Origin of the sequence: Pseudomonas sp. AN-B15 (assembly GCF_019056475.1) — a bacterium.
Classification (GTDB): domain Bacteria; phylum Pseudomonadota; class Gammaproteobacteria; order Pseudomonadales; family Pseudomonadaceae; genus Aquipseudomonas; species Aquipseudomonas parakoreensis.
The window spans coordinates 4,513,712-4,538,922 of the sequence record NZ_CP049737.1 but is presented as its reverse complement, the minus strand read 5'-3'; the positions used below and the strand labels follow the sequence as shown (position 1 = coordinate 4,538,922).

At 61.1% G+C, this 25,211-nt stretch carries 18 protein-coding genes; 1 reads left to right on the top strand and 17 read right to left on the bottom strand.

The features are described from left to right. Nucleotides 1-44: 44 nt before the first annotated feature. The 9 genes from GTQ41_RS20565 to arcD (GTQ41_RS20525) all read right to left on the bottom strand — a co-directional run bounded on the left by GTQ41_RS20565 (nt 45) and on the right by arcD (GTQ41_RS20525) (nt 12,356). A complete protein-coding gene (locus GTQ41_RS20565; protein WP_047296024.1) occupies nt 45-1,421 on the bottom strand; it encodes an L-serine ammonia-lyase in 1,377 nt (458 codons plus the stop codon). A 252-nt stretch (nt 1,422-1,673) separates the two neighbouring features. Continuing rightward, nucleotides 1,674-4,526: an aminomethyl-transferring glycine dehydrogenase gene (gene gcvP, locus GTQ41_RS20560; protein ID WP_217325348.1), complete on the bottom strand. Its 2,853-nt coding sequence runs from the start codon at nt 4,524-4,526 to the stop codon at nt 1,674-1,676. 11 nt (nt 4,527-4,537) lie between these two features. After that, a complete protein-coding gene (gene gcvH, locus GTQ41_RS20555) occupies nt 4,538-4,921 on the bottom strand; it encodes a glycine cleavage system protein GcvH (RefSeq protein ID WP_047296020.1) in 384 nt (127 codons plus the stop codon). 437 nt (nt 4,922-5,358) lie between these two features. Then, entirely contained in the window at nt 5,359-6,867 is a 1,509-nt protein-coding gene (locus tag GTQ41_RS20550) for a sigma-54-dependent transcriptional regulator (RefSeq protein WP_041068602.1), read from the bottom strand. Between the two features lie 158 nt (nt 6,868-7,025). Then, entirely contained in the window at nt 7,026-7,388 is a 363-nt protein-coding gene (locus GTQ41_RS20545) for a DUF5064 family protein (RefSeq protein ID WP_047296018.1), read from the bottom strand. Nucleotides 7,389-7,450: 62 nt separating this feature from the next. Continuing rightward, nucleotides 7,451-8,380, bottom strand: coding sequence for a carbamate kinase (arcC, locus tag GTQ41_RS20540; protein WP_047296016.1), 930 nt, complete (start codon nt 8,378-8,380; stop codon nt 7,451-7,453). A 177-nt stretch (nt 8,381-8,557) separates the two neighbouring features. Beyond that, nucleotides 8,558-9,568 (bottom strand): ornithine carbamoyltransferase, encoded by a 1,011-nt coding sequence (locus GTQ41_RS20535; protein ID WP_047296014.1) that lies wholly within the window; start codon nt 9,566-9,568, stop codon nt 8,558-8,560. A 69-nt stretch (nt 9,569-9,637) separates the two neighbouring features. Next, entirely contained in the window at nt 9,638-10,894 is a 1,257-nt protein-coding gene (arcA, locus tag GTQ41_RS20530) for an arginine deiminase (RefSeq protein ID WP_047296012.1), read from the bottom strand. Between the two features lie 34 nt (nt 10,895-10,928). Then, nucleotides 10,929-12,356, bottom strand: a complete 1,428-nt coding sequence (arcD, locus tag GTQ41_RS20525; RefSeq protein ID WP_047296010.1) for an arginine-ornithine antiporter — start codon at nt 12,354-12,356, stop codon at nt 10,929-10,931. A gap of 425 nt (nt 12,357-12,781) precedes the next feature. Between arcD (GTQ41_RS20525) and arcD (GTQ41_RS20520) the strand changes: the two genes are divergently transcribed. Further along, nucleotides 12,782-14,209, top strand: a complete 1,428-nt coding sequence (gene arcD, locus GTQ41_RS20520) for an arginine-ornithine antiporter (RefSeq protein WP_041068612.1) — start codon at nt 12,782-12,784, stop codon at nt 14,207-14,209. Nucleotides 14,210-14,303: 94 nt separating this feature from the next. On the opposite strand, the gene GTQ41_RS20515 is transcribed toward arcD (GTQ41_RS20520), so the two are convergent. The 8 genes from GTQ41_RS20515 to gap form a co-directional block, all read right to left on the bottom strand. After that, entirely contained in the window at nt 14,304-15,650 is a 1,347-nt protein-coding gene (locus GTQ41_RS20515) for a CoA transferase (protein WP_047296008.1), read from the bottom strand. A 188-nt stretch (nt 15,651-15,838) separates the two neighbouring features. Next, the gene (locus GTQ41_RS20510; RefSeq protein WP_047296007.1) at nt 15,839-17,977 is read right to left on the bottom strand and encodes a methyl-accepting chemotaxis protein; all 2,139 of its coding nucleotides are present in this window, start codon (nt 17,975-17,977) and stop codon (nt 15,839-15,841) included. A gap of 390 nt (nt 17,978-18,367) precedes the next feature. Then, a complete protein-coding gene (locus GTQ41_RS20505) occupies nt 18,368-18,763 on the bottom strand; it encodes a YbaN family protein (protein ID WP_047296005.1) in 396 nt (131 codons plus the stop codon). Nucleotides 18,764-18,932: 169 nt separating this feature from the next. Continuing rightward, complete coding sequence (locus GTQ41_RS20500) at nt 18,933-19,529, bottom strand: biliverdin-producing heme oxygenase (RefSeq protein ID WP_047296003.1); 597 nt, start codon at nt 19,527-19,529, stop codon at nt 18,933-18,935. A gap of 111 nt (nt 19,530-19,640) precedes the next feature. Beyond that, nucleotides 19,641-22,226, bottom strand: coding sequence for a TonB-dependent receptor (locus GTQ41_RS20495; protein WP_217325347.1), 2,586 nt, complete (start codon nt 22,224-22,226; stop codon nt 19,641-19,643). A gap of 122 nt (nt 22,227-22,348) precedes the next feature. Beyond that, nucleotides 22,349-23,314, bottom strand: a complete 966-nt coding sequence (locus tag GTQ41_RS20490) for a FecR domain-containing protein (RefSeq protein ID WP_047295999.1) — start codon at nt 23,312-23,314, stop codon at nt 22,349-22,351. A gap of 124 nt (nt 23,315-23,438) precedes the next feature. Then, nucleotides 23,439-23,957 (bottom strand): RNA polymerase sigma factor, encoded by a 519-nt coding sequence (locus GTQ41_RS20485; protein WP_041068631.1) that lies wholly within the window; start codon nt 23,955-23,957, stop codon nt 23,439-23,441. A 200-nt stretch (nt 23,958-24,157) separates the two neighbouring features. After that, a complete protein-coding gene (gene gap, locus GTQ41_RS20480) occupies nt 24,158-25,159 on the bottom strand; it encodes a type I glyceraldehyde-3-phosphate dehydrogenase (RefSeq protein WP_047295995.1) in 1,002 nt (333 codons plus the stop codon). Nucleotides 25,160-25,211 lie beyond the last annotated feature (52 nt).

Genomic DNA, 25,211 nt, shown 5'->3' with positions numbered 1-25,211 from the left:
TCCTTGATTCATGCCAGCTCTCTCCCGGAGGAAGAGGGGACTAATTAGCATTCGATAATGTTGACTGCCAGACCGCCACGGGCGGTCTCCTTGTATTTGCTTTTCATGTCGGCGCCGGTCTGGCGCATGGTGCGGATGACCTTGTCGAGCGAGACGAAGTGTTGCCCGTCGCCGCGCATGGCCATGCGCACTGCGTTGATCGCTTTCACCGAGCCCATGGCATTGCGCTCGATGCACGGCACCTGCACCAGCCCGCCAATCGGGTCGCAGGTCAGGCCGAGGTTGTGTTCCATGCCGATTTCCGCGGCGTTCTCTACTTGCTGCACGCTGCCGCCGAGCACTTCGCACAACGCGCCGGCGGCCATTGAACAGGCCACGCCGACTTCGCCCTGACAGCCGACTTCGGCGCCGGAGATCGAGGCGTTTTCCTTGTACAGAATGCCGATCGCGGCGGCGGTCAGCAGAAAACGCACCACGCCGTCATCGTTCGCACCCGGGATAAACCGCATGTAGTAATGCAGCACCGCCGGAATAATCCCGGCCGCACCGTTGGTCGGCGCGGTAACCACGCGCCCGCCGTTGGCGTTTTCTTCGTTGACGGCGAGGGCGTAGAGGTTGACCCAGTCGAGCACCGACAGCGGATCGCGCAGCGACGATTCCGGGTTCTTGCACAGCTGTCGATGCAGTGCCGCCGCCCGGCGTTTGACCTTCAGCCCGCCCGGCAGAATGCCTTCGTTACGACAGCCCGCGGCGACGCAGTCCTGCATCACTTGCCAGATTTTCAGCAGACCGGCGCGGGTCTCGGCCTCCGGGCGCCAGGCGCTTTCGTTGGTCAGCATCACCTGGCTGATCGACAGACCGTAGGTGGCGCAATGGCCGAGCAAGTCCTTGGCGCTTTTGAACGGGAAGGTCAGCGGTGTGGCGTCTTCAACGATGCGGTCAGCGCCGGCGGCATCTTCATCGACGACGAAACCACCGCCGACCGAGTAGTACTCGCGGCTGCGGATCTGAATACCGGCTGCATCGAATGCGCGAAAGATCATGCCGTTGGGGTGATAGGCCAACGGTTTGCGGATCATCGCCAAGTGTTCTTTCTCATTGAAGGCAATGCTGTGTTCGCCGAGCAGATTCAGCCGGCCATTGCCGCGAATGTCCTGCAGGCGCGCGGCGACGGTTTCGGTGTCGACGGTGTCCGGGTGTTCACCCTCAAGGCCGAGCAGCACGGCTTTGTCGCTGCCGTGACCCTTGCCGGTGGCACCGAGCGAGCCGTACAGCTCGACTTTGACGGTGCTGGTGGCCGACAGCAGGTCATCGCGGCGCAGGCCTTCGGCGAAACGCGCAGCGGCACGCATCGGGCCGACGGTGTGGGAGCTGGAAGGGCCGATGCCAATCTTGAACAGGTCGAACACGCTTAACGACATGAGTGGTTCTCCGGTTTCTTGTTATAGGAATTGGCGGAATATCAGGCTGAGTACATCCCCTGTAGGAGCTGCCGAAGGCTGCGATCTTTTGATCCTGGTTTTTTAGAAACAAGAGCAAGATCAAGATCAAAAGATCGCAGCCTTCGGCAGCTCCTACAGATAAAGCGATAAAGCGATAAAGCGATAAAGCGATAAAGCGATAAAGCGATAAAGCGATAAAGCGGTGGGGCGGACGAACCGCCCCCGTTCTTTTTAAGCGTAGCTTTCGATCGACGGGCAGGCGCAGACCAGGTTGCGGTCGCCGAACACGTTGTCGACGCGACCGACCGGTGGCCAGTATTTGCCTTCGATCAACGACGCCACTGGATATACCGCTTGCTCGCGGCTGTACGGGTGCGTCCACTCGCCGACCAGCTCCGCCGCCGTGTGCGGGGCGTTCTTCAGCGGGTTGTCGTCCTTGTCCAGGGTGCCGTTTTCCACTGCGCGGATTTCTTCGCGGATGCGGATCATGGCGTCGCAGAAGCGGTCCAGTTCTTCCTTGGATTCGCTTTCGGTCGGCTCGATCATCAGCGTGCCGGCCACCGGGAACGACATGGTCGGGGCGTGGAAGCCGAAGTCGATCAGGCGCTTGGCGACGTCATCGACGCTGATGCCGCTGCTGTCTTTCAGCGGGCGCAGGTCGAGGATGCATTCGTGCGCCACCAGACCGTTGCTGCCGGTGTACAGCACTGGATAGTGCTCTTCGAGGCGACGGGAAATGTAGTTGGCGTTGAGGATCGCCAGTTGCGAAGCCCGCTTCAGACCGGCGCCGCCCATCATGCGAATGTACATCCAGGTGATCGGCAGAATGCTTGCGCTGCCGAACGGCGCTGCGCAGACCGCGCCTTCCTTGCGTTGCATCTGACCGTGACCCGGCAGGAACGGGGTCAGGTGCGACTTGACGCCGATCGGGCCGACGCCCGGGCCGCCACCGCCGTGCGGAATGCAGAAGGTCTTGTGCAGGTTCAGGTGCGAGACATCGCCGCCGAACTTGCCCGGTGCGCAGAGGCCGACCATCGCGTTCATGTTGGCGCCGTCGATGTACACCTGGCCGCCGTTGTCGTGAATGATCCCGCAGATTTCGCGGATGCCTTCTTCGAACACGCCGTGGGTCGACGGGTAGGTGATCATCAGCGCTGCGAGGTGTTCGCGGTGCTCGATGGCTTTGGCGCGCAGGTCTTCGATGTCGACGTTGCCACGGGCATCGCACGCGGTCACGACCACGCGCATGCCGGCCATATTGGCGGTGGCCGGGTTGGTGCCGTGGGCGGACGACGGGATCAGGCAGATGTCGCGGCGCTCATCGCCACGGCTCTGGTGGTAAGCGCGAATCGCCAAGAGACCCGCATATTCACCCTGCGAACCGGCGTTCGGTTGCAGCGAGATCGCGTCGTAACCGGTGGCGGCGCAGAGCATCGCTTCCAGTTCATCGGTCAGTTGCTGGTAGCCGGCGCTTTGCTCGGCAGGAGCGAACGGGTGCAGGGCGCCGAACTCGGCCCAGGTCACCGGGATCATTTCGCTGGCGGCGTTGAGTTTCATGGTGCACGAGCCCAGCGGGATCATGGTGCGATCCAGTGCCAGATCCTTGTCCGCCAGTTTGCGCAGGTAGCGCATCAGCTCGGTTTCCGAGTGATAACGGTTGAACACCGGGTGGCTGAGGATCGGCGACTGACGTACCAGCGCCGCCGGGATGGTGCTGTGCACCGAAGCGGCCAATGCAGCGAAGTCCGGCAGGGTCTTGCCGTCGGCGAACAGGCCCCACAGGGTTTCGATGTCAGCCTGGGTGGTGGTTTCGTCCACCGACAGGCCCAGACGCTCGGCGTCGATCACCCGCAGGTTGATCTGCTGTGCGTGCGCCTTGTCGTGCAGCGCGGCAGTGTGCGCGCCGGTGGCGAGGGTCAGGGTGTCGAAGAAGCTTGCCTGTTCGACGGTCTGGCCCAGTGCGCTCAGGCCCTTGGCGAGAATCGCGGTCAGGTGATACACGCGGTTGGCGATCTGGGTCAGGCCTTTCGGGCCGTGGTAGACCGCGTACATGCTGGCGATGTTGGCCAGCAGCACTTGCGCGGTGCAGATGTTCGAGGTGGCCTTCTCACGGCGGATGTGTTGCTCGCGAGTCTGCATCGCCAGGCGCAGGGCCGGCTTGCCGAAGCGGTCAACCGAAACACCGACCAGACGGCCCGGCATGTCTCGCTTGAATGCATCTTTGGTGGAAAAGTAGGCGGCGTGCGGGCCACCGAAGCCCAGCGGTACACCGAAGCGTTGCGCCGAACCGATGGCGACGTCCGCGCCGAACTCGCCTGGAGCGGTCAGCAACGTCAGGGCCAGCAGATCGGCAGCCACGGCCACCAGCGCGTTGGCGGCGTGGAAGCGCTCGGTCAGTTCGCGGTAGTCGAACAGGTCACCGTTGCTCGCCGGGTATTGCAGCAGCGCGCCGAAGAACGGCGTGACGTCGGTCAGTTCACGTTCATCGCCAACCACCACTTCGATGCCCAGCGGCTCGGCACGGGTGCGCAGCACGTCGAGGGTTTGCGGGTGGCTGTGGATCGAGGCGAAGAATTGGTGGCTGCCCTTGTTCTTGCTCAGGCGTTTGCAGAAGGTCATGGCTTCGGCAGCGGCGGTGGCTTCGTCGAGCAACGAAGCGTTGGCGATCGGCAGGCCGGTGAGGTCGCTGATCAGGGTCTGGAAGTTCAACAGCGCTTCGAGACGGCCCTGGGAAATTTCCGGCTGGTACGGGGTGTAAGCGGTGTACCAGGCCGGGTTTTCCAGCAGGTTGCGCAGGATTGGCGACGGCGTGTGGCAGTTGTAGTAGCCCTGGCCGATGTAGGTCTTGAACAGCTGGTTCTTGCCGGCGATGGATTTGATCATCGCCAAGGCGTCGGCTTCGCTCAGGCCGTCGTCCAGGCCGAGCACGCTGGTGCCCTTGATGCTTTCCGGAATGACGCTGGCGCTCAGCGCTTCGAGCGAGTCGAAACCGAGGCTGTTGAGCATGGCTTGCTCGTCACCGGCGCGCGGGCCGATGTGACGGGCGATGAATTCGTTGGCAGTGCCGAGGTTTACTTGGGTCATGTCGCTACTCCTCAGGCTTCGGCTTGGGCTTTGATCAAACGGTCGTAGGCGTCCTGATCCAGCAGCTTGGCGACGGCGGATGCGTCGGCTGGCTTGAAGCGGAAGAACCAGCCTTCGCCCAACGGATCTTCGTTGACCAGTTCCGGAGCATCTTCCAGCGCCGGGTTAACTTCCAGGACGTCGCCGTCGAGGGGCATGTACACACCACTGGCGGCTTTCACCGATTCCACGGTGGCGGCTTCGGCGCCTTTTTCGTAAGCCTGCAGCTCAGGCAGTTGCACGAACACCACGTCGCCCAAGGCGTTCTGCGCGAAAGCGGTGATGCCGACAGTAACGCTGCCGTCAGCTTCGGCGCGCAGCCATTCGTGATCTTCAGTAAAACGCAACTCGCTCATGGAAACTCCTAAGGGGCCAGACTCGTCTGGTGGACGCGGTGGAAGGCTTGGGCATAAAAGCCCTGATTTTATGAGCGGTGACTTAGCAAGAACGCGGCCATCTTGGATTTATCTATATAAATCAAATAGTTATGCTTTTCTGGTTGTGATGGGGATAAGGCTTCTGTAGCGAAAACGCTACAGCTTGGGGCGGGGAAAAAAGCTGAAGCGGATCAAAGCCTTGCACAGCGCTCGCTGGCGAAGGGTGTAGCGATATCGTTCCGCTGTAGCGCTTTCAGTACAGATGGAGGTCGTTTTCAAGTAGAAAAATACAAATTTTGAACTGGAAACCCGGACTGTAGGAGCTGCCGAAGGCTGCGATCTTTTGATTTTGTTTTTTAAGATCAAGATCAAAAGATCGCAGCCTTCGGCAGCTCCAACAGGGGGTTAGGGTGAATTTAAGACTTGCCCGGAATGCCGTACTTGCGCAGGCGATGGGCGATTGCCGTGTGCGAAGTCTGCAGGCGGCTGGCCAGTTGGCGGGTCGAGGGGTAGCTGGCGTAGAGTTTTTCCAGCAGCGATTTTTCGAAGGACTCGACGGCTTGTTCAAGGCTCTCGACATCGCTGTCGGTCTGCCGCGCCACCGAAGTGCCGGCAATGTCGAGGTCACCGATGTCCACCAGACTGCTTTCGCAGATCGCCGCCGCGCGGAAGATCACGTTCTGCAATTGCCGCACGTTGCCCGGCCAGCGGTTGCCGAGCAGTGCCGGATAGGTACCGGGCGCGAGGCGGCAGACCGGCCGCTGAATCTGTGCACAGGCCTGCTGCATGAAGTAGCGCGCCAGCAACAGGATGTCCTGACCGCGTTCGCGCAGCGGCGGCACTTCGACGTTGAGCACGTTGAGGCGATAGAACAGGTCTTCGCGGAACAGACCTTCGCTGACCATTTTTTCCAGATCACGGTGGGTCGCGCTGAGGATCCGCACGTTGACCTTCACCTCGCGGTCGCCACCCACGCGGCGGAAGCTGCCGTCGTTGAGAAAACGCAGCAGTTTGGCCTGCAAGTACGGCGACATCTCGCCGATTTCGTCGAGAAACACTGTGCCCTGGTTCGCCAGTTCCATCAGCCCCGGTTTGCCGCCACGTTGCGCGCCGGTGAAGGCGCCGGGGGCATAGCCGAAGAGTTCGCTCTCGGCGAGGTTCTCCGGCAGGGCCGCGCAGTTCAGGGCGAGGAACGGCGCACTGTGTCGCGCACTGATCGCATGGCAGGCGCGGGCCACCAGCTCTTTGCCGGTGCCGGTTTCGCCCTGAATCAGCAGCGGTGCATCAAGGGCGGCGACCCGTTGCGCGCGGGCCTTGAGGGTACGGATCGCCGGGGATTCGCCGAGCAGCGCATCGAAACCTTCGGCATGGTCGTGGTGCAACGCCGAGAGCTGTTCGCCGATACGGTTCGGTTGATACAGGGTCAGCAGCGCGCCGGCGTCGGTGATCGGCGTGGCGTCCAGCAACAGGGTCTGGCCGTTGACGGTGATCTCGCGCAGCGGCAGACGGAAGCCTTGTTCGAGCAGGGTTTCCAGCAGTCCCGGATCGTTGAACAGTTCAGAGACGCTTTCACCCGCCGGTTCGCGTCCATACAGCGCGATCAGTGCCGGGTTGGCCAGCAGCACTTTCCCGGCGCTGTCGAGGGCGAGCACCGGATCGGTCATCGCTGCGAGCAATGCATCGAGCTGCAGGTGCCGACGCTGGCCGGGGAGGATGTCGACCACCGTGACCGCTTCGACACCGCGCACCCGAAACAGCGCATCTTTGAGTTCTTCGAGCACTTGCGGGCTCAAGGTCGGGGCGTCGATGTAGACGTTGGGCGGAATCATCTCCACCGCATCCAGATTGAGATTGCGCCCACCGAGGATCGCCAGGACTTCCTGGGTGATGCCGACGCGGTCGATGAAGCTGACGTGGATACGCATGGGGCGGTTCAGTGTTCTGGAATGCGGAGGGGGGCAAGTATGCCTTGGGGCGGGGGATTGGTGAAATCAGATCAAAAGATCGCAGCCTTCGGCAGCTCCTACAGAGAATCGCGATAAATGTAGGAACTGCCGAAGGCTGCGATCTTTTGATTCTGGGGTTATTCGAAGTGCTCGGGATTGACCGGATCCCCGGATTGCATATTCAACTTCTTCCGGATGTCCTCAAACATCAGATCGTAATGCTTGTGCACCGAGCCGATCTGGCTGTGAGTTTTGGGAATCCCGTACTTCTCGGCAATCCGGGTCACGTCGCGGGCGAAGTTATAAGCCTCTTCCTTGGGCAGGAAAAACATTTCCTTCATGTCCTTGCCCTGCATGCTGCCGTGCAGGGTGAACTGTATCCCTTTGCGGTTTTGCGGATCGGTGAACACTTCATAGTCGAGGTGCACGTTGTAATTGACGTCATCGTCGGTCAACGCATGCCGCTCGATGTGCAAATGTCCGGGTTCGAACTGGGCCATGGGTTTCTCCTGATCAAGGCATGGGAGAAGGGCAGACCCTGGGCCTGCCCCGGAGTTTCTAGTTATCGATAGCTGATGCCCGGCTTCGCGGTGCTGACGCGAGTACCGGCGGTGCCCTGGACAATCGCTTCGATGTCCGCCAGCGAACCGATCACCGCGACCTTGCCAGTATGGCGCGCGAACTCGCAGGCTGCCTGTACCTTCGGCCCCATGGAACCGGCGGCAAAACCGAGGTGTTCGAGTTCATCCGGGTGCGCTTCGGCGATGGCTTTCTGGGTCGGCTTGCCGTAATCGATGAATGCCGCGTTGACGTCAGTGGCGATCACCAGCAAATCCGCCTCCAGTTGCTCGGCGAGCAGCGACGAGCACAGATCCTTGTCGATCACCGCCTCGATGCCCTTGAGGTTGCGGTGCTCGTCGTACATGGTCGGAATGCCGCCGCCACCGGCGCAAATGACGATGCTGCCCTTGTCCAGCAGCCACTTGATCGGACGGATTTCGAAGATGCGTTTTGGCCGAGGGCTGGCCACCACGCGGCGGAATTTGTCACCGTCCGGGGCGATGGCCCAGCCTTTTTCAGCGGCGAGCTTTTCTGCTTCGGCTTTGTCGTAGACCGGGCCGATCGGTTTGCTCGGGTTCTGGAAGGCCGGGTCCTTGGCGTCGACTTCAACCTGGGTCAGCAGGGTGGCGAACGGCACTTCGAAGTCCAGCAGGTTGCCCAGTTCCTGTTCGATGATGTAGCCGATCATGCCTTCGGTTTCGGCACCGAGCACGTCCAGCGGGTAAGGGGTGACGGAGGTATACGCCGCTGCTTGCAGCGACAGCAGGCCGACTTGCGGGCCATTGCCGTGGGCGATGACCAGTTGGTTGCCGGGATGGATCTTGGCGATTTGCTCGGTGGCGATGCGGATGTTGGCGCGCTGGTTGTCAGCGGTCATCGGCTCGCCACGGCGGAGCAGGGCGTTACCGCCCAGAGCTACGACGATACGCATGGTGCATGTCCTTCTGGAAAACAGTGAAAGCTCGCAGGACGAATGCGATCCCTGTGGGAGCCGGGCTTGCCCGCGATGGCGGTGGATCAGGCAACATTGTCGCTGGCTGACATACCGCAATCGCTGGCAAGCCAGCTCCCACAGTGACCGTGTCGTGTCAGTGAGAGCTGTATTGGTTTACAGATCCGCCAGGGTCGAGACCAGAATCGCCTTGATCGTGTGCATGCGGTTTTCCGCTTGCTCGAAGGCGATGCAGGCGGGCGACTCGAACACGTCGTCGGTCACTTCGATGCCGTTGGCCAGGTGCGGATACTGTTCGGCGATCTGTTTGCCGACCTTGGTATCGCTGTTGTGGAACGCCGGCAGGCAGTGCATGAACTTGGTGCGCGGGTTGCCGGTGGCTTTCATCAGTTCGGCGTTGACCTGATACGGCAGCAGTTGCTGGATGCGCTCGGCCCAGGCTTCCACCGGTTCGCCCATCGACACCCAGACGTCGGTGTGGATGAAGTCGACGCCTTTGACCGCCGCTTTCGGGTCTTCAGTGAGGGTGATACGTGCACCGGATTCTTCCGCGTATTTCTTGCAGCGATCCACCAGATCGTCATGCGGCCACAGGGCTTTTGGCGCGCAAATGCGCACGTCCATGCCGAGTTTGGCACCGACCAGCAGCAGCGAATTGCCCATGTTGTTGCGCGCATCGCCGAGGTAGGCGTAGCTGATTTCGTGGATCGGCTTGTCGGCGTGTTCACGCATGGTCAGCACGTCGGCGATCATCTGCGTTGGGTGATATTCATCGGTCAGGCCGTTGAACACCGGAACCCCGGCGAACTTCGCCAGCTCTTCGACAATTTCCTGTTTGAAGCCGCGGTACTCGATGGCGTCATACATGCGACCCAGCACGCGGGCCGTGTCTTTCATGCTTTCCTTGTGGCCGATCTGCGATGAGTTCGGGTCAATGTAGGTGACGTTGGCGCCTTGGTCATAGGCCGCCACTTCGAACGCGCAACGGGTGCGGGTCGAGGTTTTTTCGAAGATCAGGGCGATGTTGTTGCCCTTGAGGTGTTGCTGCTCGGTGCCGGTGTATTTCGCGCGTTTCAGATCGCGGGACAGGTCGAGCAGATAACGCAGCTCGCGCGGGGTGTGGTGTTCCAGGCTGAGCAGGTTACGGTTGTGGATGTTGAACGCCATGATGATTCTCCTTGGATTCGGTAATCGGCCCGGCCGCTACAGGGTGAGTGCGGCCGGGGAGATGGTCGTTTAGTAATCGATTGGGTCGCGGATGATCGGGCAGGTCATGCAGTGGCCGCCGCCGCGACCACGGCCGAGTTCGCCGGCGCTGATGGTGATGACTTCGACGCCTGCCTTGCGCAGCAGGGTGTTGGTGTAGGTGTTGCGGTCGTAGCCGATGACCACACCCGGTTCCACCGCCACCACGTTGTTGCCGTCGTCCCATTGCTCGCGTTCGGCAGCGAAGCTGTTGCCGCCGGTTTCCACCACGCGCAGCTTCGGCAGGTTGAGGGCTTTGGCCACGGTGTCGAGGAAGCTGCCTTCTTCGCGGCGGATGTCGATGCCGCCCTGTTTGCTTTCGTCAGGGCGCAGGGTGAACGCGACGATCTGGTTCACCACTTCCGGGAAAATCGTCACCAGGTCGCGGTCGCAGAAACTGAACACGGTGTCCAGGTGCATCGCCGCGCGGGACTTCGGCAGGCCGGCGACGATGACTTTCTCCACGGCTTTGTTCTTGAACAGGTTCAGCGCCAGTTGGCCGATAGCCTGTCGGGATGAGCGTTCGCCCATGCCGATCAACACCACGCCGTTACCGATCGGCATCACGTCGCCGCCTTCCAGCGTCGAGCTGCCGTGGTCCTTGTCCGGATCGCCGTACCAGATCTCGAAATCGGCGTTGGTGAATTGCGGATGGAATTTGTAGATGGCGGTGGTCAGCAGGGTTTCCTGACGGCGCGCCGGCCAGTACATCGGGTTCAGCGTCACGCCACCGTAGATCCAGCAAGTGGTGTCGCGGGTGAACTGGGTGTTCGGCAGCGGCGGCAGGATGAAGCTGGAGTGGCCGAGGAAGTCGCGGAACATCTGGATGGTCTTGCCACCAAAGCTGTCCGGCAGATCGTCGGCGGACACGCCACCGATCAGGAATTCGGCGATGTGCCGTGGCTCAAGGCTTTTCAGCCAGGATTTGACTTCGCTGATCAGGCCCAGGCCCACCGAGTCAGCAGTGACCTTGCGCTCGAGGATCCAGTCCAGTGCTTCCGGGATGGCGACGATGTCGGTCAGCAGGTTGTGCATTTCCAGCACGTCGATCCCGCGTTCACGCATTTTGGTCACGAAGTCGAAGTGGTCGCGCTTGGCCTGGGCGACCCACAGCACGTCGTCAAACAGCAATTCGTCGCAGTTGTTCGGGGTCAGCCGCTGGTGGGCCAGACCTGGGGAGCAAACCATGACTTTGCGCAGTTTGCCGGCTTCGGAATGGACGCCGTACTTAACTTTTTCCGTGGTCATTGCAGTGATCCTCCAGAGGTAAAAAATTGGGCAATTACAGGGTCAGGAAGCCGTCGTAGAGACCGTAGGCTGCCACCAGGGCACCGACGACTACCGCGGCGAAAATCAGCTTCTCGACGTTGGTGAAAACCGCTTGTTTGAGTTCGAGCTTGGCCTTGGCGAACAGGATCGCGCCGGGTGCGTAGAGCAGGGCCGAGAGCAGCAGATACTTCACCCCACCGGCATACAGCAGCCAGACCGCGTAGATCAGGGCGATACCACCGATGATCAGGTCCTTGCGGCGCTCGGCCGCGAAGCCTTCGTAGGTTTCGCCGCGTACCGCGAGCAGCAGGGCGTAGGCCGCCGACCACAGGTACGGCACCAGAATCATCGAAGTGGCGAGGTAGATCAGCGACAGGTAAGTGCTGGCCGAAAACAGGGTGATGATCAGGAACAGCTGAACCATCGCGTTGGTCAGCCACAACGCATTGACCGGTACGTGGTTGGCGTTCTCCTTGCGCAGGAACTCCGGCATGGTGTGGTCTTTGGCGGCGGCGAACATGATCTCCGCACACAGCAGCACCCACGACAGCAGCGCGCCCAGCAGCGAGATGATCAGACCGACGCTGATCAGCACCGCGCCCCAGTGACCGACCACGTGCTCGAGCACGGCAGCCATCGACGGGTTCTGCAGTTTGGCCAGTTCCGGCTGGGTCATGATGCCCAGCGACAGCACGTTGACCAGCACCAGGAACAGCAGCACGGTGATGAAACCGATCACGGTGGCCTTGCCGACGTCGGAGCGTTTTTCCGCCCGGGCCGAGAAGATGCTCGCGCCTTCAATGCCGATGAACACCCACACGGTGACCAGCATCATGTTGCGCACCTGGTTCATCACGCTGCCCAGATCCGGGTTTTTCACGCCCCAGATGTCAGCGGTGAAGATGTCCAGTTTGAAGGCGAAGACCGCGATCAGGACGAACAGCAGCAGCGGCACGACCTTGGCGATGGTGGTCACGAGGTTGATGAACGCCGCTTCCTTGATTCCGCGCAGCACCAGGAAATGCACGGCCCACAGCAGCACCGAGGCGCCGATCACGGCGGCCACCGTGTTGCCTTCGCCGAAAACCGGAAAGAAATACCCGAGGGTACTGAACAACAGAACAAAGTAACCGACGTTACCCAGCCAGGCGCTGATCCAGTAGCCCCAGGCGGACGAGAAACCCATGTAATCGCCGAATCCGGCCTTGGCGTAGGCGTAGACACCGCCGTCCAGGTCAGGCTTGCGATTGGCGAGGGTTTGAAAGACAAAAGCGAGGGTGAGCATGCCGACAGCGGTGATGGCCCAACCGATCAGCACTGCACCGACGTCGGCGCTGGCGGCCATGTTTTGTGGCAAAGAGAATATCCCGCCACCGATCATTGAACCGACTACCAATGCAACCAGTGCACCGAGTCGTAGTTTTCCGGGAGCTTCAGACATTGCATGACTCCATTGCAGGAGAGAAGAGTTCACAGCGTAGTGCCGTTGTCTGTTCAAACAGCTGACTTAGATCAGTTCATGGCCACATTCCATTGTTAATGAATGACTTATGAAAAGGCTGATGGCATAAAGCTGCTGCCCGAAGAGGCCCATTCCAGAGGCTTGCGGCAGATGGGGTTGGGAATTTCTCCTATTACTTTGGAATTATCACGCTAGTTGGTTTTCAGCTTTTGGCAAATTTTTCACATCTGTTTTCAGTACAGAATTGATTTATCAGGATCAGCGCACAAAACTGTCTCAACGTGCTATGCGTTAGCGTCAGTCGCTATATATAAGTGGGTATTGCTCGGCATTACCTGATAAGCATCATTCGGTATCAGACATTTAGTTAATAGTTGTTACAAAATGAATTAAGGGAGACAAGAATGTCGCAACCGACGCAAAAGCTGCGCCTTGGTGCGTTGATCGCCCTGGTTGTAGGTTCGATGATTGGCGGGGGAATTTTTTCCCTGCCGCAGAACATGGCCGCGCGCGCCGATGCCGGGGCGATCCTGATTGGCTGGGGAATCACCGCCATCGGCATGCTGACCCTGGCGTTCGTGTTCCAGACCCTCGCCAACCGCAAGCCTGAGCTGGACTCCGGCGTCTACGCCTACGCCAAGGCCGGGTTTGGCGACTACATGGGTTTCTCGTCCGCCTGGGGTTACTGGATCAGCGCCTGGCTGGGCAACGTCGGTTATTTCGTGTTGCTGTTCAGCACGCTCGGTTACTTCTTCCCAGTGTTTGGCCAGGGCAACACGCCGGTCGCCATCGGCTGTGCGTCGGTGCTGTTGTGGGCCGTGCATTTTCTGGTGATGCGCGGGATCAAGGAGGCGGCCTTCATCAATCAGGTGACCACGGTCGCCAAGATCGTGCCGCTGATCATGTTCATCGTGATTGCGGCGGTGGCGTTCAAGGCCGATATCTTTACCCGCGACATCTGGGGCCGCAGCAACCCGAGCTTCGGCGGGGTGATGGATCAGGTGCGCAACATGATGCTGGTGACGGTGTTCGTGTTCATCGGCATCGAGGGCGCCAGCGTGTACTCGGCACGGGCGGAGAAACGCACCGATGTCGGCCGCGCCACGGTGATCGGTTTTCTCGGCGTGCTGGCGCTGCTGGTGCTGGTCAATGTGCTGTCGCTGGGGATCATGAGCCAGCCAGAACTGGCGACCCTGCAAAACCCGTCGCTGGCGGCGGTGCTGGAACACATCGTCGGGCCATGGGGCGCGTTGTTGATCAGCCTTGGTCTGGCGGTGTCGCTGCTCGGCGCGTTGCTGTCGTGGGCGCTGTTGTGCGCCGAAATCCTGTTTGCCACGGCGCGGGACAAGACCATGCCGGCGTTCCTGAAAAAGGAAAACGCCAACCACGTGCCGGTCAATGCGCTCTGGCTGACCAACGTGATGATTCAGATTTTTCTGCTGATCACGCTGTTTTCCGCCGGCACCTACACCAGCCTGATCTACCTCGCTTCGTCGATGATTCTGGTGCCGTACCTGTGGTCGGCGGCATACGCGGTGCTGCTCAGCGGGCGCGGCGAAACCTACGAACATGCCTCGGCCGAGCGCACCAAGGACCTGCTGATCGGCGGCATCGCCCTGTGCTACGCGGTGTGGCTGTTGTATGCCGGCGGAGTGAAATACCTGCTGCTGTCGGCGTTGCTGTATGCGCCGGGGGTGGTGCTGTTCGCCAAGGCCAAGCATGAGCAGGGCGAGCCGTTGTTCACTCATGTCGAGAAGGTGATTTTCACCGGCGTGATCATTGGTGCGGGGCTGGCAGCGTATGGGTTGTACAGCGGGGTGTTGTCGTTGTAGGTGATGTCAGTGCGGGCCTCTTCGCGAGCAGGCTCGCTCCCACATTTGTTCCCCTGTGGGAGCGAGCTTGCTCGCGAAGGGGCCCGAATGGTCATCACCATAGCGGGCTGTGTGAACCCAATTCTGTGGCCGGCAACTGCCATTGCAGCGGCGTCCCGCTGATATTCACCGGTACCAGCAAGCGATGCGCCGGCCCCCATGGAGTCTGCTCCAGCGACAGACTTTGATCCTGCGCATCTTCAGCCCGCAACGCTTCGCTCGACCCCGGCCCCTGTTCGATCAACAGCTTGGCGGTGCGCGCCAGCGACAAGCGTGCCGAGCCACCTCGACCCGTCTTCAAACGTTGCGTCAACAGCCGGATCGCACTCGCCGCTATCAAATACCCTGTTGCATGGTCCAGCGCCTGCACCGGCAACGGCGTCGGTTGATCCGCGTGCTTCCAGCGCTGCCCGGCCTCGGCGATGCCGCTGCTCATCTGCACCAGACTGTCGAAGCCACGGCGGTTCTGCCACGGGCCGCTCCAGCCGTAGGCGTTGAGGCAGACGTCGATCAGCCCCGGGGCCAGTTGCCGCCGGCGCTCGCTGCCGAAGCCGAGGTGTTCCAGCGCGTCGGCACGGTAGCCGTGCACGAGGATGTCGGCGTCCTTCAGCAGGTTTTCAAACATCACGCGATCTGCCGGTTGCTGCAGATCCAGCCGCGCGCAGCGTTTGCCAAGGGTCATGTCCGGGATAACGCCCGGTTCGTTCCAGGTCGGCGGATCGATGCGCAGCACATTGGCGCCGAGGCCGGCAAGGAAACGGCTGGCGGTGGGGCCGGCAAGCACGCGGGTCAGGTCCAGCACCTTGAGGCCGGCCAGCGGCTGCGCTGCCGAGCCTTGCCACGCGTTGCTGTGTTCATCCTGCGCATCGAAGAAATGCACCAGCGGTTCGGCATTCACTGCCAGCCCCTGCGGATGCTGCTGCCACTGCGCCCAACTGCGCATTTCGGCGGCGCAGCCGTTGGCGTCGACGACTGCTTGTTCCAGATCGGCACTGCGCCATTGCGCGACGTTCGCTGCCATGGCGGCACGGTCGGCGCAGGCGCCCAGCACGCGTTCGGCGGCGGCGCGGTGATGCGGGGCGTTGGTGTGCAGGCGGATCCAGCCGTCCTCGGTTGCGTAGTCACCGGCCACCGGATCCCACAGCGGCGGAACGTTCCAGCCCATCGGACGCAGCGAAGTGGCGAACCAGAACGAGGCCAGACGTCGATCGACTTCCACCGCGGGCAAGTGCCCGGTCTGTTGCCGGAGCAGTTCGCTGACGGCCTGCCCGGCAGCGCCGATGCTGGCGCAGGCCAGGTCGGTCACGGCAAATGCCGAGGGCAGGGCGCCATGGCCCGTGAACGGAATCGGCGTGTGGGGCAAGCCGAGTGCGGCTTGAATGGACGTGAGTAGATCAGTCATCGAAGGCCCTCCGGGAGAGAGGGCGATGATAGTGCAAAAAAATCTCGGGTCAGATGAAATTCCGGACAACCCACGCTGCCCCCTGTGGGAGCTGGCTTGCCAGCGATGACGGTGGATCAGTCAGTACATGAGTGACTGACACACCGCAATCGCTGGCAAGCCAGCTCCCACAGGGACGGTGGTGATTATCAGACGCGGAACTGGTCCATCAGCTTCATCTGCTGGCTTGCCAGGGAATTGAGCTGGCTGCTGATCGCCGCCGACTCAGTCGCTTGCTCGGTCAGCGTTTCGGTCACGGTGCGAATCGCCGAGACGTTGCGGTTGACCTCTTCGGCCACGGCGCTCTGTTGTTCGGCGGCGCTGGCGATCTGCAGGTTCATGTCGCTGATCACGGTGACCGCGTCGCTGATCTTGCCCAGCGCGTCCACGGCCTGACGGATCTGCCCGGCGTTGTTGTGTGCCTGGGTCTGGCTCGAATGCATGGTCGCGACCACGCCACGGGTGCCGGTCTGGATGCGCTCGATGACGATGCGGATTTCTTCCACCGAATCCTGAGTGCGCTTGGCGAGGTTGCGCACCTCGTCGGCGACCACTGCGAAACCACGACCGCTTTCCCCGGCGCGGGCCGCTTCGATGGCGGCGTTGAGCGCCAGCAGGTTGGTCTGTTCGGCGATGCTGCGGATCACTTCCAGTACTGAACCGATCTGCTCGCTGTTGACCGCCAGTGCTTCGACTTCGGTCACCGCTTTGCTGACTTCGTCGGCCAGTTGATTGATGTCGCGGGTGCTGCGTTCGATGATCGACATGCCGTCGCGGGCCGACTGATCGGCGCCCTTGGCGGCGTTTGCTGCGTTCGACGCGCTGTTGGCGACGTCGTGGGCGGTGGCGCTCATTTCGTTGGACGCGGTGGCGACCTGATCGATTTCGCGGAACTGCACCTGCATGCCTTCGCTGGTCTGGCGGGCGATTTCCGAGGATTGATCAGCAGTGCCACGCGCTTCGGTGATGCTCTGTTTGATCTGGGCGATGGTCGGTTGCAGCTTGTCGAGGAAGCGGTTGAACCAGTTCACCAGTTCGCCCAGTTCATCCTTCTTGCTGTAGTTCAGGCGCTGGGTCAGATCGCCTTCACCGCTGGCGATGTTCTTCAGCATTTCAGCGACACTGTTGATCGGCCGGGTCACGCCCGAGGCGGTGAGCCAGATCAGCAGCAAACCGACCAGACCTGCGACCACGGCCACCAGCAACGCGCTGATCAAACCGCTTTTCTGCGCATCGTCGAGTACCGCTTGCAGCTTGACCGAGTCGGCCAGCAGCACCTGTTTCGGCAGGTCGATGACCACGCCCCAGGCCCGCGAATTGCCAATCGGATCGACTGGGTACACCGCCCGAATCAGCTCGCCTTGTTCAAGGATCTTCGGCGTGCCGCTGCTGACCAGTTGCAACAGATCCTTGCCGTCGGCGCCGAGGGTATCGCTGATTTTTTTGCCGACCTTGGTTGCGTCGGAACTGTCGGCACCGAGCACGCCGCTGCCGGAGACGATCAGCATGTGCCCGGCGTTGTTGAACAGGTTGCGCTGGGAATCCACCGCCGCCGCTTGCAGGGCATCAAGGGCGATGTCGACACCGACCACGCCGATGGCCTTGCCGTCGACAATCAGCGGCACGGAAATGGTGGTCATCAACATTTCCTTGCCGCCCACGGTGTCGGCGTACGGATCGAGCAGGCAGGTGCGTTTGTTATCGCGAGGGCAGGTGTACCAGCTGTTGTACGGCGTACCGCTGACGCTGAGGGTGGTCTTGGTCATGTCTTCTTCGACCATGATTGTGTTCAGCGCCGAGCCGGCAGCGCGGCTCCAGTAGGTCGCAAAGCGCCCGGCTTCGTTGGACTGGCGCGTGGCATCGTTGACGAACTCGCTGTCCTTGCCATCAAGGCCGTTGGGTTCGAAAGCGAGCCAGATGCCGAGCACCTTGTCGTTGCGCTCAAACGCGGTTTTCAGGCTCTGGTTCAACTCTTCACGCAGGGCACCGGCGTCCAGCGAACGCTTGGCGGCCATCATCCGCATGTCCTTGATCTGGTCGGCCAGGGCAGTGATCACCGTCAGGCTTTCGCCGAAGGTCTTCTGTACCCGCACCGCTTGCTCGGCTGCCTTGGCCTGCAACAGGTTCTGCACACTGGCGGTGAGCAACTGGTTGCTGGAGTTGCTGACCAGTTCGTCGTTCTGGTTGGTCTGGTAAATGTTCATGCCGACGATCAGCGCGACCACACCGAGCAGACACAGACCGGAGAGCAGGACGATTTTCAGGCGAATGGAAAGAGAGTCGAACATGGGGCGATCTCGTGAATGAATGAGCAGGTGGCCGCGGGGATGAACTACCCGGTTCGCCAAATCCATTCAGCGCCATGCATTGCTCATCGGCGCACAGCGACGGCGCATGAGACGCTCGCCGACGAACGGTCAGTGCTAAACGTTTGCGCAGGGGATTGTGCTGAAAAAGCGATTAATTACAGGGAAGTTTCAGCCGGGTGAACACTGAGGAGCTTTTGGTGATGAGGCTTTGTGGTGAGGGGATTCATCCCCGATGGACTGCGCAGCAGGCCCAAAACCTGACAACCATTTTTAACTGAAACTCTGCGGAGCCTGATTAGTGGCTGCTGCGCAGCCATCGGGGATGAATCCCCTCACCACAAAAGCTCATTTGCCAAAAATAGCGGACGGTCAGGCGGGAGGCGGGATCACTTCCGGGCGCGACCAGATCCACAGATTGCCCAGGCTCATTCCGGCAATCGCCAGATACACCGGCCAGCCGTGGTCGAGCATCACCAGCATCAGTGTCGCGCACAGCAGCATGCTGACGGTGGCGCTGACCTTGGCCTTGCGCGCGATGATCTTGCCGTTGCGCCAGTTGCTCAGGATCGGCCCGAACAGCCGATGGTTTTCCAGCCAGGCACTCAGGCGCGGCGAGCTGCGGGTCGCAGCCCAGGCGGCGAGCAGGATGAACTCGGTGGTCGGCAGGCCGGGCACGACGATGGCGATCAGGCCAATGCCGAGACTGACATAGGCCAGCAGGCCGAACAGCAGGCGGGCGAGTTTTGAGGAGGCGGGTTGCGGCATGGGCTCGGGGAGTACAGTGAGACGAAACGGGAATCTTACAGACTTGTCGAGACCCCTGTGGGAGCTGGCTTGCCAGCGATAGCGATGTATCAGTCGAAATAGATCTTGTCTGACCCGCCGCCATCGCTGGCAAGCCAGCTCCCACAGGGTTTTGTGTTGTGCCGGTAAATCAGGCCGGTTCGGCTTCGGTGGCGTAAGCCTGTTCCAGCAGCACGGTGAAGCGGTTGAACGCGTCGATTGCGCCTTGCTCGACTTCGGCTTCCTCTTCGGCGGTGAACGGCAGGGAGTCGAGAATACGCACGAAGCTTTTCCAACCCTCGGCGCGGCCACCTTCCGGTTCACCCAGGTGGCGGGCGCCGAAGGTTTCGCTCAGCTCCAGCGCCACCGCGCGTTTGATCAGGAACGCAGCGCCCAGCTTCGAGCCTTCGGAGACGAAGATCCAGCCGAGGGCGCGGGCCTTGCTCGGGTTTTTCAGCGCACCGGCCACCGGTGCCGGGATGTCGGTATCGAGGTCCGCCAGGTCAGCCTTGGCCGCTTCGGCGCGGCAACGGGCCGGCAGGTCCGGGACGATGGCCGTCAGTTCGGCGTTGTTATAGAGGTCGACCAGTTCCGACTGAAACAGGTACTGTGCGACCACGAAACGTGCAAAGTTGGCGCGGGTTTCGAACGGCGCGTGGGCTTTGACCAGCGCGTCGAGCTTGCTGTGCGGCTCGTGGGTGATCTGGTTCAGGCGTTGTGAACGCAGGGCTTTTTCCGAAGTGGTCATGGGGTGTCCTTGATAAAAGAGGCGCTTGATAACGAGACGAACGGGCAGGTGCCAAACCGTAAAAAAAGCCCCGCGACGCGTCGGTCAACGCGCGCCGCAGGGCCGTGCTGATCAGATGTCCCAGACCAGATTGATCGCGAAGTTGCGGCCCGGCTGGGTCAGGCGATCGAGGTTGGCCGGTTGCGTCACCGAAGCTTCGCCGACGCTGTCGTAACCGCGCACGTCATCCCACAGCCAGTACTTCTTGTCGGTGAGGTTGTAGATGCCGCCGCTGACGGTGACGTCGTCGGTGACTTTGTAATAACCGGCCAGATCCAGAATGCCGAAGCCCGGGGTCTTGAACTGGCTGCTGACGCCATCCGGCGACTTGAAGTTGCTGTCGTCGACGCGGTCCTTTTTCTTCACCACGGTCCAGCTCAGCAGGCCGCCGTAGTGGTCCTGGTCGTAACCCAGACCGAATACGCCGGTCAGCGGATTGACGCTGTTGAGCGGCTCGCCATTGTCGTTGTTGCGACCGTAGGCGTAAGCAATCGATCCCTGGGTGTAGAGGCCTTGCGGCGCGCCGAACGCATCGAGGTTCAGGCGACCTTTGACTTCGGCACCCTTGATGGTCGCGTGCTTGATGTTGCTCGACTGGAAGGTCAGCTCGTCGTAGCCAGGCGTGACGGCGTCTTCGTTGATGAAGTCGCGGTACTTGTTATAGAACACCGCCACGTCGAACGAGCCTTGCTCGAAGTTGCCGCGCAGACCGGTTTCATAGCTTTTGCTTTTTTCCGGTTCCAGGTTCGGGTTCGGCGCCACGTTGTAGCCGGTGGTGCTGTTTTCAAAGCGCCCGTACAGCGCTTTCGCAGTCGGGGTGCGGAAGCCTTCGGCGTACTGGCCGTACCAGGTGTAGTTGTCGGTCAGGGCGTAAGTCAGGCCGAATTTGGGCGAGACTTTGTGCCAGGTCTTGTTCTCGTCGCTGACGGTGCCGTTGCCGTCGGCGGCCACGGTGTTGAGGAATTCTTCAGTGATGTGCGGCTTGAGCTGGGTGTAGTCGTAGCGCAGGCCCGGCAGGAAGGTCCACTTGTTCCAGCTGATCTGATCCTGGGCAAACAGGCTGTAGGTGTTGATGGTCGGGTCCGGGAAGTCGCTGGATTTTTTCAGCACGTCTGCCGCACTGGTGGCGCCGATGGCGGTGCAGCCACGGCCGACAGCCAGGCATTTGCCGTCGCCACTGCGCGAGCCGGTGACTTTCTGCTGTTTGATCGTGGTGCCGTAGGTCAGCACGTGATCGGTGTCACCGATGGCGAAGGCCTTGTCCAGTTGCGCATCGAATACCCACTGTTTTTCCTCGTAGACCGTGTCGCGGGTGCGCAGCACTTTACGGGTCATCGGGTAGTAGAACTCTTCAGTGCTCTGGTCGGTCTTGGCGATCTGGTGGTTCAGGCTCCACTTCACGTTATCGGCCAGCAGGCTGTCGAGGACGAAGCTGTGTTCTAGGCCGAAACGCTCGCGGGTGATGGTGTCGTTGCCGGTACGCCACTGGTACATGCCGCCGGGCAGCACGCTGTTGGGGATGGTCGGGGCGCCGTTGAAGTACGGGCCGCCGTAAGCGCTTTTCTGATCGGTGTCGCGGTCGTCCTTGTACTTCTCGTAGGTCAGGCCCAGACGCGAATCGTCGTTGTAGTTCCAGCCGATCTTCGCCAGCACGTTGGTGGCTTTGACGTCTTCCGGGTTGGCGGCGGTGCGGGCGAGGCCGGTGCCGTTGTTGCTGCCGTAGGAGTCGGTTTCATGACCGTCGCGCTGGCTGAAGTGCAGCAAGCCGTCGAACTGCTCGGCACGCCCGGCAACCGTGGCGGATTTCAGCCAGCTCTCATCGGCGGAGCTGTAGCCGGTCTTCAATCGGGCACCGACATCGTTGCCGGGCTTGATGATGTCGTCTGGGTCGAGGGTGTAGTAGCTGACGGCGCCGCCGATGGCGTTGCTGCCGTAGAGCACCGAGGCCGGGCCCCGGAGGATTTCCACGCGCTTGACGATCTCCGGATCGACGTAATTGCGCTGGGTCTTGGCGTACGGGCCGTTGAAGAAACCGTCCGGCACTTCGACACCGTCGACCTGAGTGAGGATGCGGTCGCCGTCGATGCCGCGAATGTTGTAGCCACTGATACCGCCGCGCTGACCGGCGCCGCCGACGGACACGCCCGGCTCGTAGCGCACCAGATCCTTGAGGGTGTTGACGTTGTTGCGGTCCAGATCCTGGCGGGTCTGCACGGTGACTGTGGCCGGCACGCTGTTGACCGACTGTTCCTGGCGGGTGGCGCTGATGGTCACCTGATCCAGATTCAAGGTGCCGCTGGTGCTGCGTTTTTCCAGCACCACGTTGTTGTTGCTCAGCTTGCGGAAGCTCAGGTTGGTCCCCACCAACAGGCGTTCCAGGGCTTTCTCCGGCGGCAGCGAACCGCGCACGCCCGGCGACGACACGCCCTGACCCAGTTCCGCCGGCAAGCCGACCTGCCAACCGGTCACGCTGGTAAAGGCATTGAGCGCCGACACCAGCGGTTGCTGGCCGATCGAGAACGAATAATCACCCATGTTGCGTGCCGGTTGCTCGGTGGCAGCCATCAGCGGTGCGGTGCCGGCCATGAGGATGGCAGCCGTCAGCAGCGACAATACGCGGGAAGGGGAAGCAGTCTGGCGGGTAAGGCGAGAGGACATCGATAGCGCTCCGTGTCGCACGAATCTTTATAGGTGCTGATCCGCCTCCGAAGATGCGAATCAATTGCATTGGCTATAACGAGACGAACGGGGTTTCGCTATCGAGTAAAAATAATTCTCATTTAGTTCAGGATCACCAGCGCCGGGAATTCCTGCAGGCGCGCCGAGGTGATGTGGGCGAGGGAACGCACGACGTCCAGCGGTTGGTCGAGACGGTAATTGCCGGTGACGTTGACGTCGGCCAACTGCTCGTTGGTGTTGATAATCCAGCCCGGGTAGTAGCGGCGCAGTTCGGCCAGCACCTTGTCGAGCGGACAGTTTTCAAAGATCAACCGGCCCTGGACCCAGGCCAGGTCGGTGGCGGCATCGAGTTTGGCCGGACGATCGAAACCGTTGGGGCCGATACGGATGCTTTCGCCGGCGCTCAAACGCACGCGCGCGTCATTGTGGGTGGCACGCAGATCGACATCGCCGCGTTGCACATTGACCTGCGCCACGCCGTCCAGATAGCGCACGGCGAACGCGGTGTCGCGCACGCTGGCCTGCACCGGGCCGGCATCGATTTCCAGTGGCTGAGCCCGGTTGGCCGCTACCTCGAAAAACGCTTCGCCCTGATACAGTCGTGCCACACGCTGGCGCTCATTGATGGTGCTGGAGAATGCCGAGTTGGTGTTGAGCAGCACCCTGGAACCGTCCTCCAGTTGCAGGCGCTGACGCTCGCCGACCACGGTCAGATGATCGGCCTGCAGGCGCATCGGCAGATTGCTGAAACTGAACAGGCCGAGGATCAGCACCGCAGCGGTGGCCAACGGTTTCCAGTGTGGGCGCAGACGTTTGATGAGCGTCACTTTCGCGGGTTTCGCAGCGAGACTCTGCGCGCATTGCACCACTTGCGGACCGTCCCAGATCGCCTGGGCCCTGGCGAACGCCTCGGCATTCAACGGATCGGCTGCCAGCCACGCGTGAAATTGCCGGGTCTGCTCTTCGTCCGCACTGCCGAGGACGATGAGCCAGTCCAGAGCCTGGTCCATTGCACGGGCGGCGTCCTGCGCCGTGTCGGGCGAAGGCGGGCGGTGGGTGTCCGTCACGGTGTTTCCTCGGCAGTGTCTGTGCACGGCTGTTTTTTTAGTGGAGCGTAAAAGTCGCGCAAGGGTAGCAAAGCCCGCTGATCAGTGCAGTCGATGCTGATGCTGACAGAAATCGCCTGCGACCTCAGGCGCCATTCAAGCGCTCGGCGACACCGATGCAGATCGACATGATCAGCTTGAGTTCCTTCTGCACGGTGCTGAGCGACACGTTCAACTCGTCGGCGATTTCCTGATAACTGTGCCCGTGCAGGCGGCTGAGGATGAAGATTTGCTGCTGACGCGGGCTGAGTTGACTGAGGCTCACGTTCAGGCGCTCCAGCAATTGTTCGGCGTGGGCGGCGTCTTCGGCGCTGCTGGCAGGGGCGGCGACGCTGTGCACCACGTCCTGCGGCACGTCATCGACCATGGTTCGCGAATGGATCTTGCGCGCACGCAGGTGATCCAGCGCCAGATTGCGCGCGGTCTGGAACACGAAGGGTTCAAGGTGATCGATGGCGCGCTCGCTCAACGCTCGCGTGACGCGCAGGTAGGTTTCCTGCAACAGGTCTTCGGCGGTGCTGTGATTGTTGACCATCCGCTCGATCGTACGCAGCAGGGATGTGCGCTGAGAGAGGAAGACGTGATTGAAGCGCGATTGACTCACGGGGGAACCTGATCCATTTCGAGCGAATGATAATGCTTATCATCTAGTCGAGTGGTCAAGTGTTGTTTTGAACGAAGCAAATGTAGGAGCTGCCGAAGGCTGCGATCTTTTGATCTTGATTTTGATTTTTAAAAACAGAATCAAAAGATCGTCCGAACGCGGCCCGAGCCTTCGGCAGCTCCTACAGGGGGCGGGACAACTTATTCGGCGTTGCAGAGCGCCAGGCAGTTATCCAGCATGCGGTTGGAGAAGCCCCATTCGTTGTCGTACCAGGCCAGCACCTTCAGCAGTTTGCCGCTGGCTTTGGTGTGGTTGGCGTCGAAGATCGACGACAGCGGGTTGTGGTTGAAGTCGCTGGAAACCAGCGGCAACGTGTTGTAACCCAAAATTTTCGAGTGCTGGCTGGCCGCTTTCATCAGCGCGTTGACCTCGTCGGCCGTGGCTTCCTTCTTCAACTGCACGGTCAGGTCCACCAGCGACACATTGATCACCGGCACGCGCACGGCCATGCCGGTCAGTTTGCCCGCCAGTTCCGGCAATACCAGGCCTACCGCTTCGGCGGCGCCGGTCTTGCTCGGGATCATGTTCTGCGTGGCCGAACGCGCGCGGTACGGGTCGGTGTGATAGACGTCGGTGAGGTTCTGGTCGTTGGTGTAGGCGTGAATCGTGGTCATCAGACCGCTTTCAATGCCCAGTTCGCGGTGCAGCACCTGCGCCACGGGCGCCAGGCAGTTGGTGGTGCACGAAGCGTTGGAGATGATCTGGTGCGACTGGCGCAGAATGTCGTGGTTCACGCCGTAAACGACGGTAGCGTCGGCGCCTTTGGCCGGGGCCGAGATGATGACTTTGCGCGCGCCGGCAGTAATATGCGCGGCCGCTTTGGCGCGGTCGGTGAACAGACCGGTGCATTCGAACACCACATCGATCTTTTCCGCGGCCCATGGCAGCTCGGCCGGGTTGCGAATGGCGCTGACCGCAATGCGGTCGCCATTGACCGTCAGGCTCTCATTGTCATGGGCCACTTCGGCATCGAATGTGCCGTGAACGGTGTCGTATTTGAGCAGATGGGCATTGATGGCGCTGTCGCCCAGATCGTTGATGGCGACGATCTGCAAATCCTGTCGATAGCCTTGGGTATACAGTGCGCGCAGGACATTACGGCCGATGCGGCCAAAACCATTGATTGCGATTCGAAGAGTCATTGAACAGCGCCGCCGTCGTTTTGTTGTTGGAATTACAAGATTATTCGCATAA

Coding starts and splice junctions, on each gene's coding strand:
- GTQ41_RS20565 (WP_047296024.1), bottom strand. CDS start 1,421: ATGTCGTTAAGCGTGTTCGACCTGTTCAAGATTGGCATCGGCCCTTCC.
- GTQ41_RS20515 (WP_047296008.1), bottom strand. CDS start 15,650: ATGACTGATCTACTCACGTCCATTCAAGCCGCACTCGGCTTGCCCCAC.
- gcvP (WP_217325348.1), bottom strand. CDS start 4,526: ATGACCCAAGTAAACCTCGGCACTGCCAACGAATTCATCGCCCGTCAC.
- GTQ41_RS20495 (WP_217325347.1), bottom strand. CDS start 22,226: ATGTCCTCTCGCCTTACCCGCCAGACTGCTTCCCCTTCCCGCGTATTG.
- GTQ41_RS20510 (WP_047296007.1), bottom strand. CDS start 17,977: ATGTTCGACTCTCTTTCCATTCGCCTGAAAATCGTCCTGCTCTCCGGT.
- arcD (WP_041068612.1), top strand. CDS start 12,782: ATGTCGCAACCGACGCAAAAGCTGCGCCTTGGTGCGTTGATCGCCCTG.
- arcD (WP_047296010.1), bottom strand. CDS start 12,356: ATGTCTGAAGCTCCCGGAAAACTACGACTCGGTGCACTGGTTGCATTG.
- arcA (WP_047296012.1), bottom strand. CDS start 10,894: ATGACCACGGAAAAAGTTAAGTACGGCGTCCATTCCGAAGCCGGCAAA.
- gcvH (WP_047296020.1), bottom strand. CDS start 4,921: ATGAGCGAGTTGCGTTTTACTGAAGATCACGAATGGCTGCGCGCCGAA.
- GTQ41_RS20535 (WP_047296014.1), bottom strand. CDS start 9,568: ATGGCGTTCAACATCCACAACCGTAACCTGCTCAGCCTGGAACACCAC.
- arcC (WP_047296016.1), bottom strand. CDS start 8,380: ATGCGTATCGTCGTAGCTCTGGGCGGTAACGCCCTGCTCCGCCGTGGC.
- GTQ41_RS20550 (WP_041068602.1), bottom strand. CDS start 6,867: ATGCGTATCCACGTCAGCTTCATCGACCGCGTCGGCATCACCCAGGAA.
- GTQ41_RS20505 (WP_047296005.1), bottom strand. CDS start 18,763: ATGCCGCAACCCGCCTCCTCAAAACTCGCCCGCCTGCTGTTCGGCCTG.
- GTQ41_RS20545 (WP_047296018.1), bottom strand. CDS start 7,388: ATGGCCCAGTTCGAACCCGGACATTTGCACATCGAGCGGCATGCGTTG.
- gap (WP_047295995.1), bottom strand. CDS start 25,159: ATGACTCTTCGAATCGCAATCAATGGTTTTGGCCGCATCGGCCGTAAT.
- GTQ41_RS20500 (WP_047296003.1), bottom strand. CDS start 19,529: ATGACCACTTCGGAAAAAGCCCTGCGTTCACAACGCCTGAACCAGATC.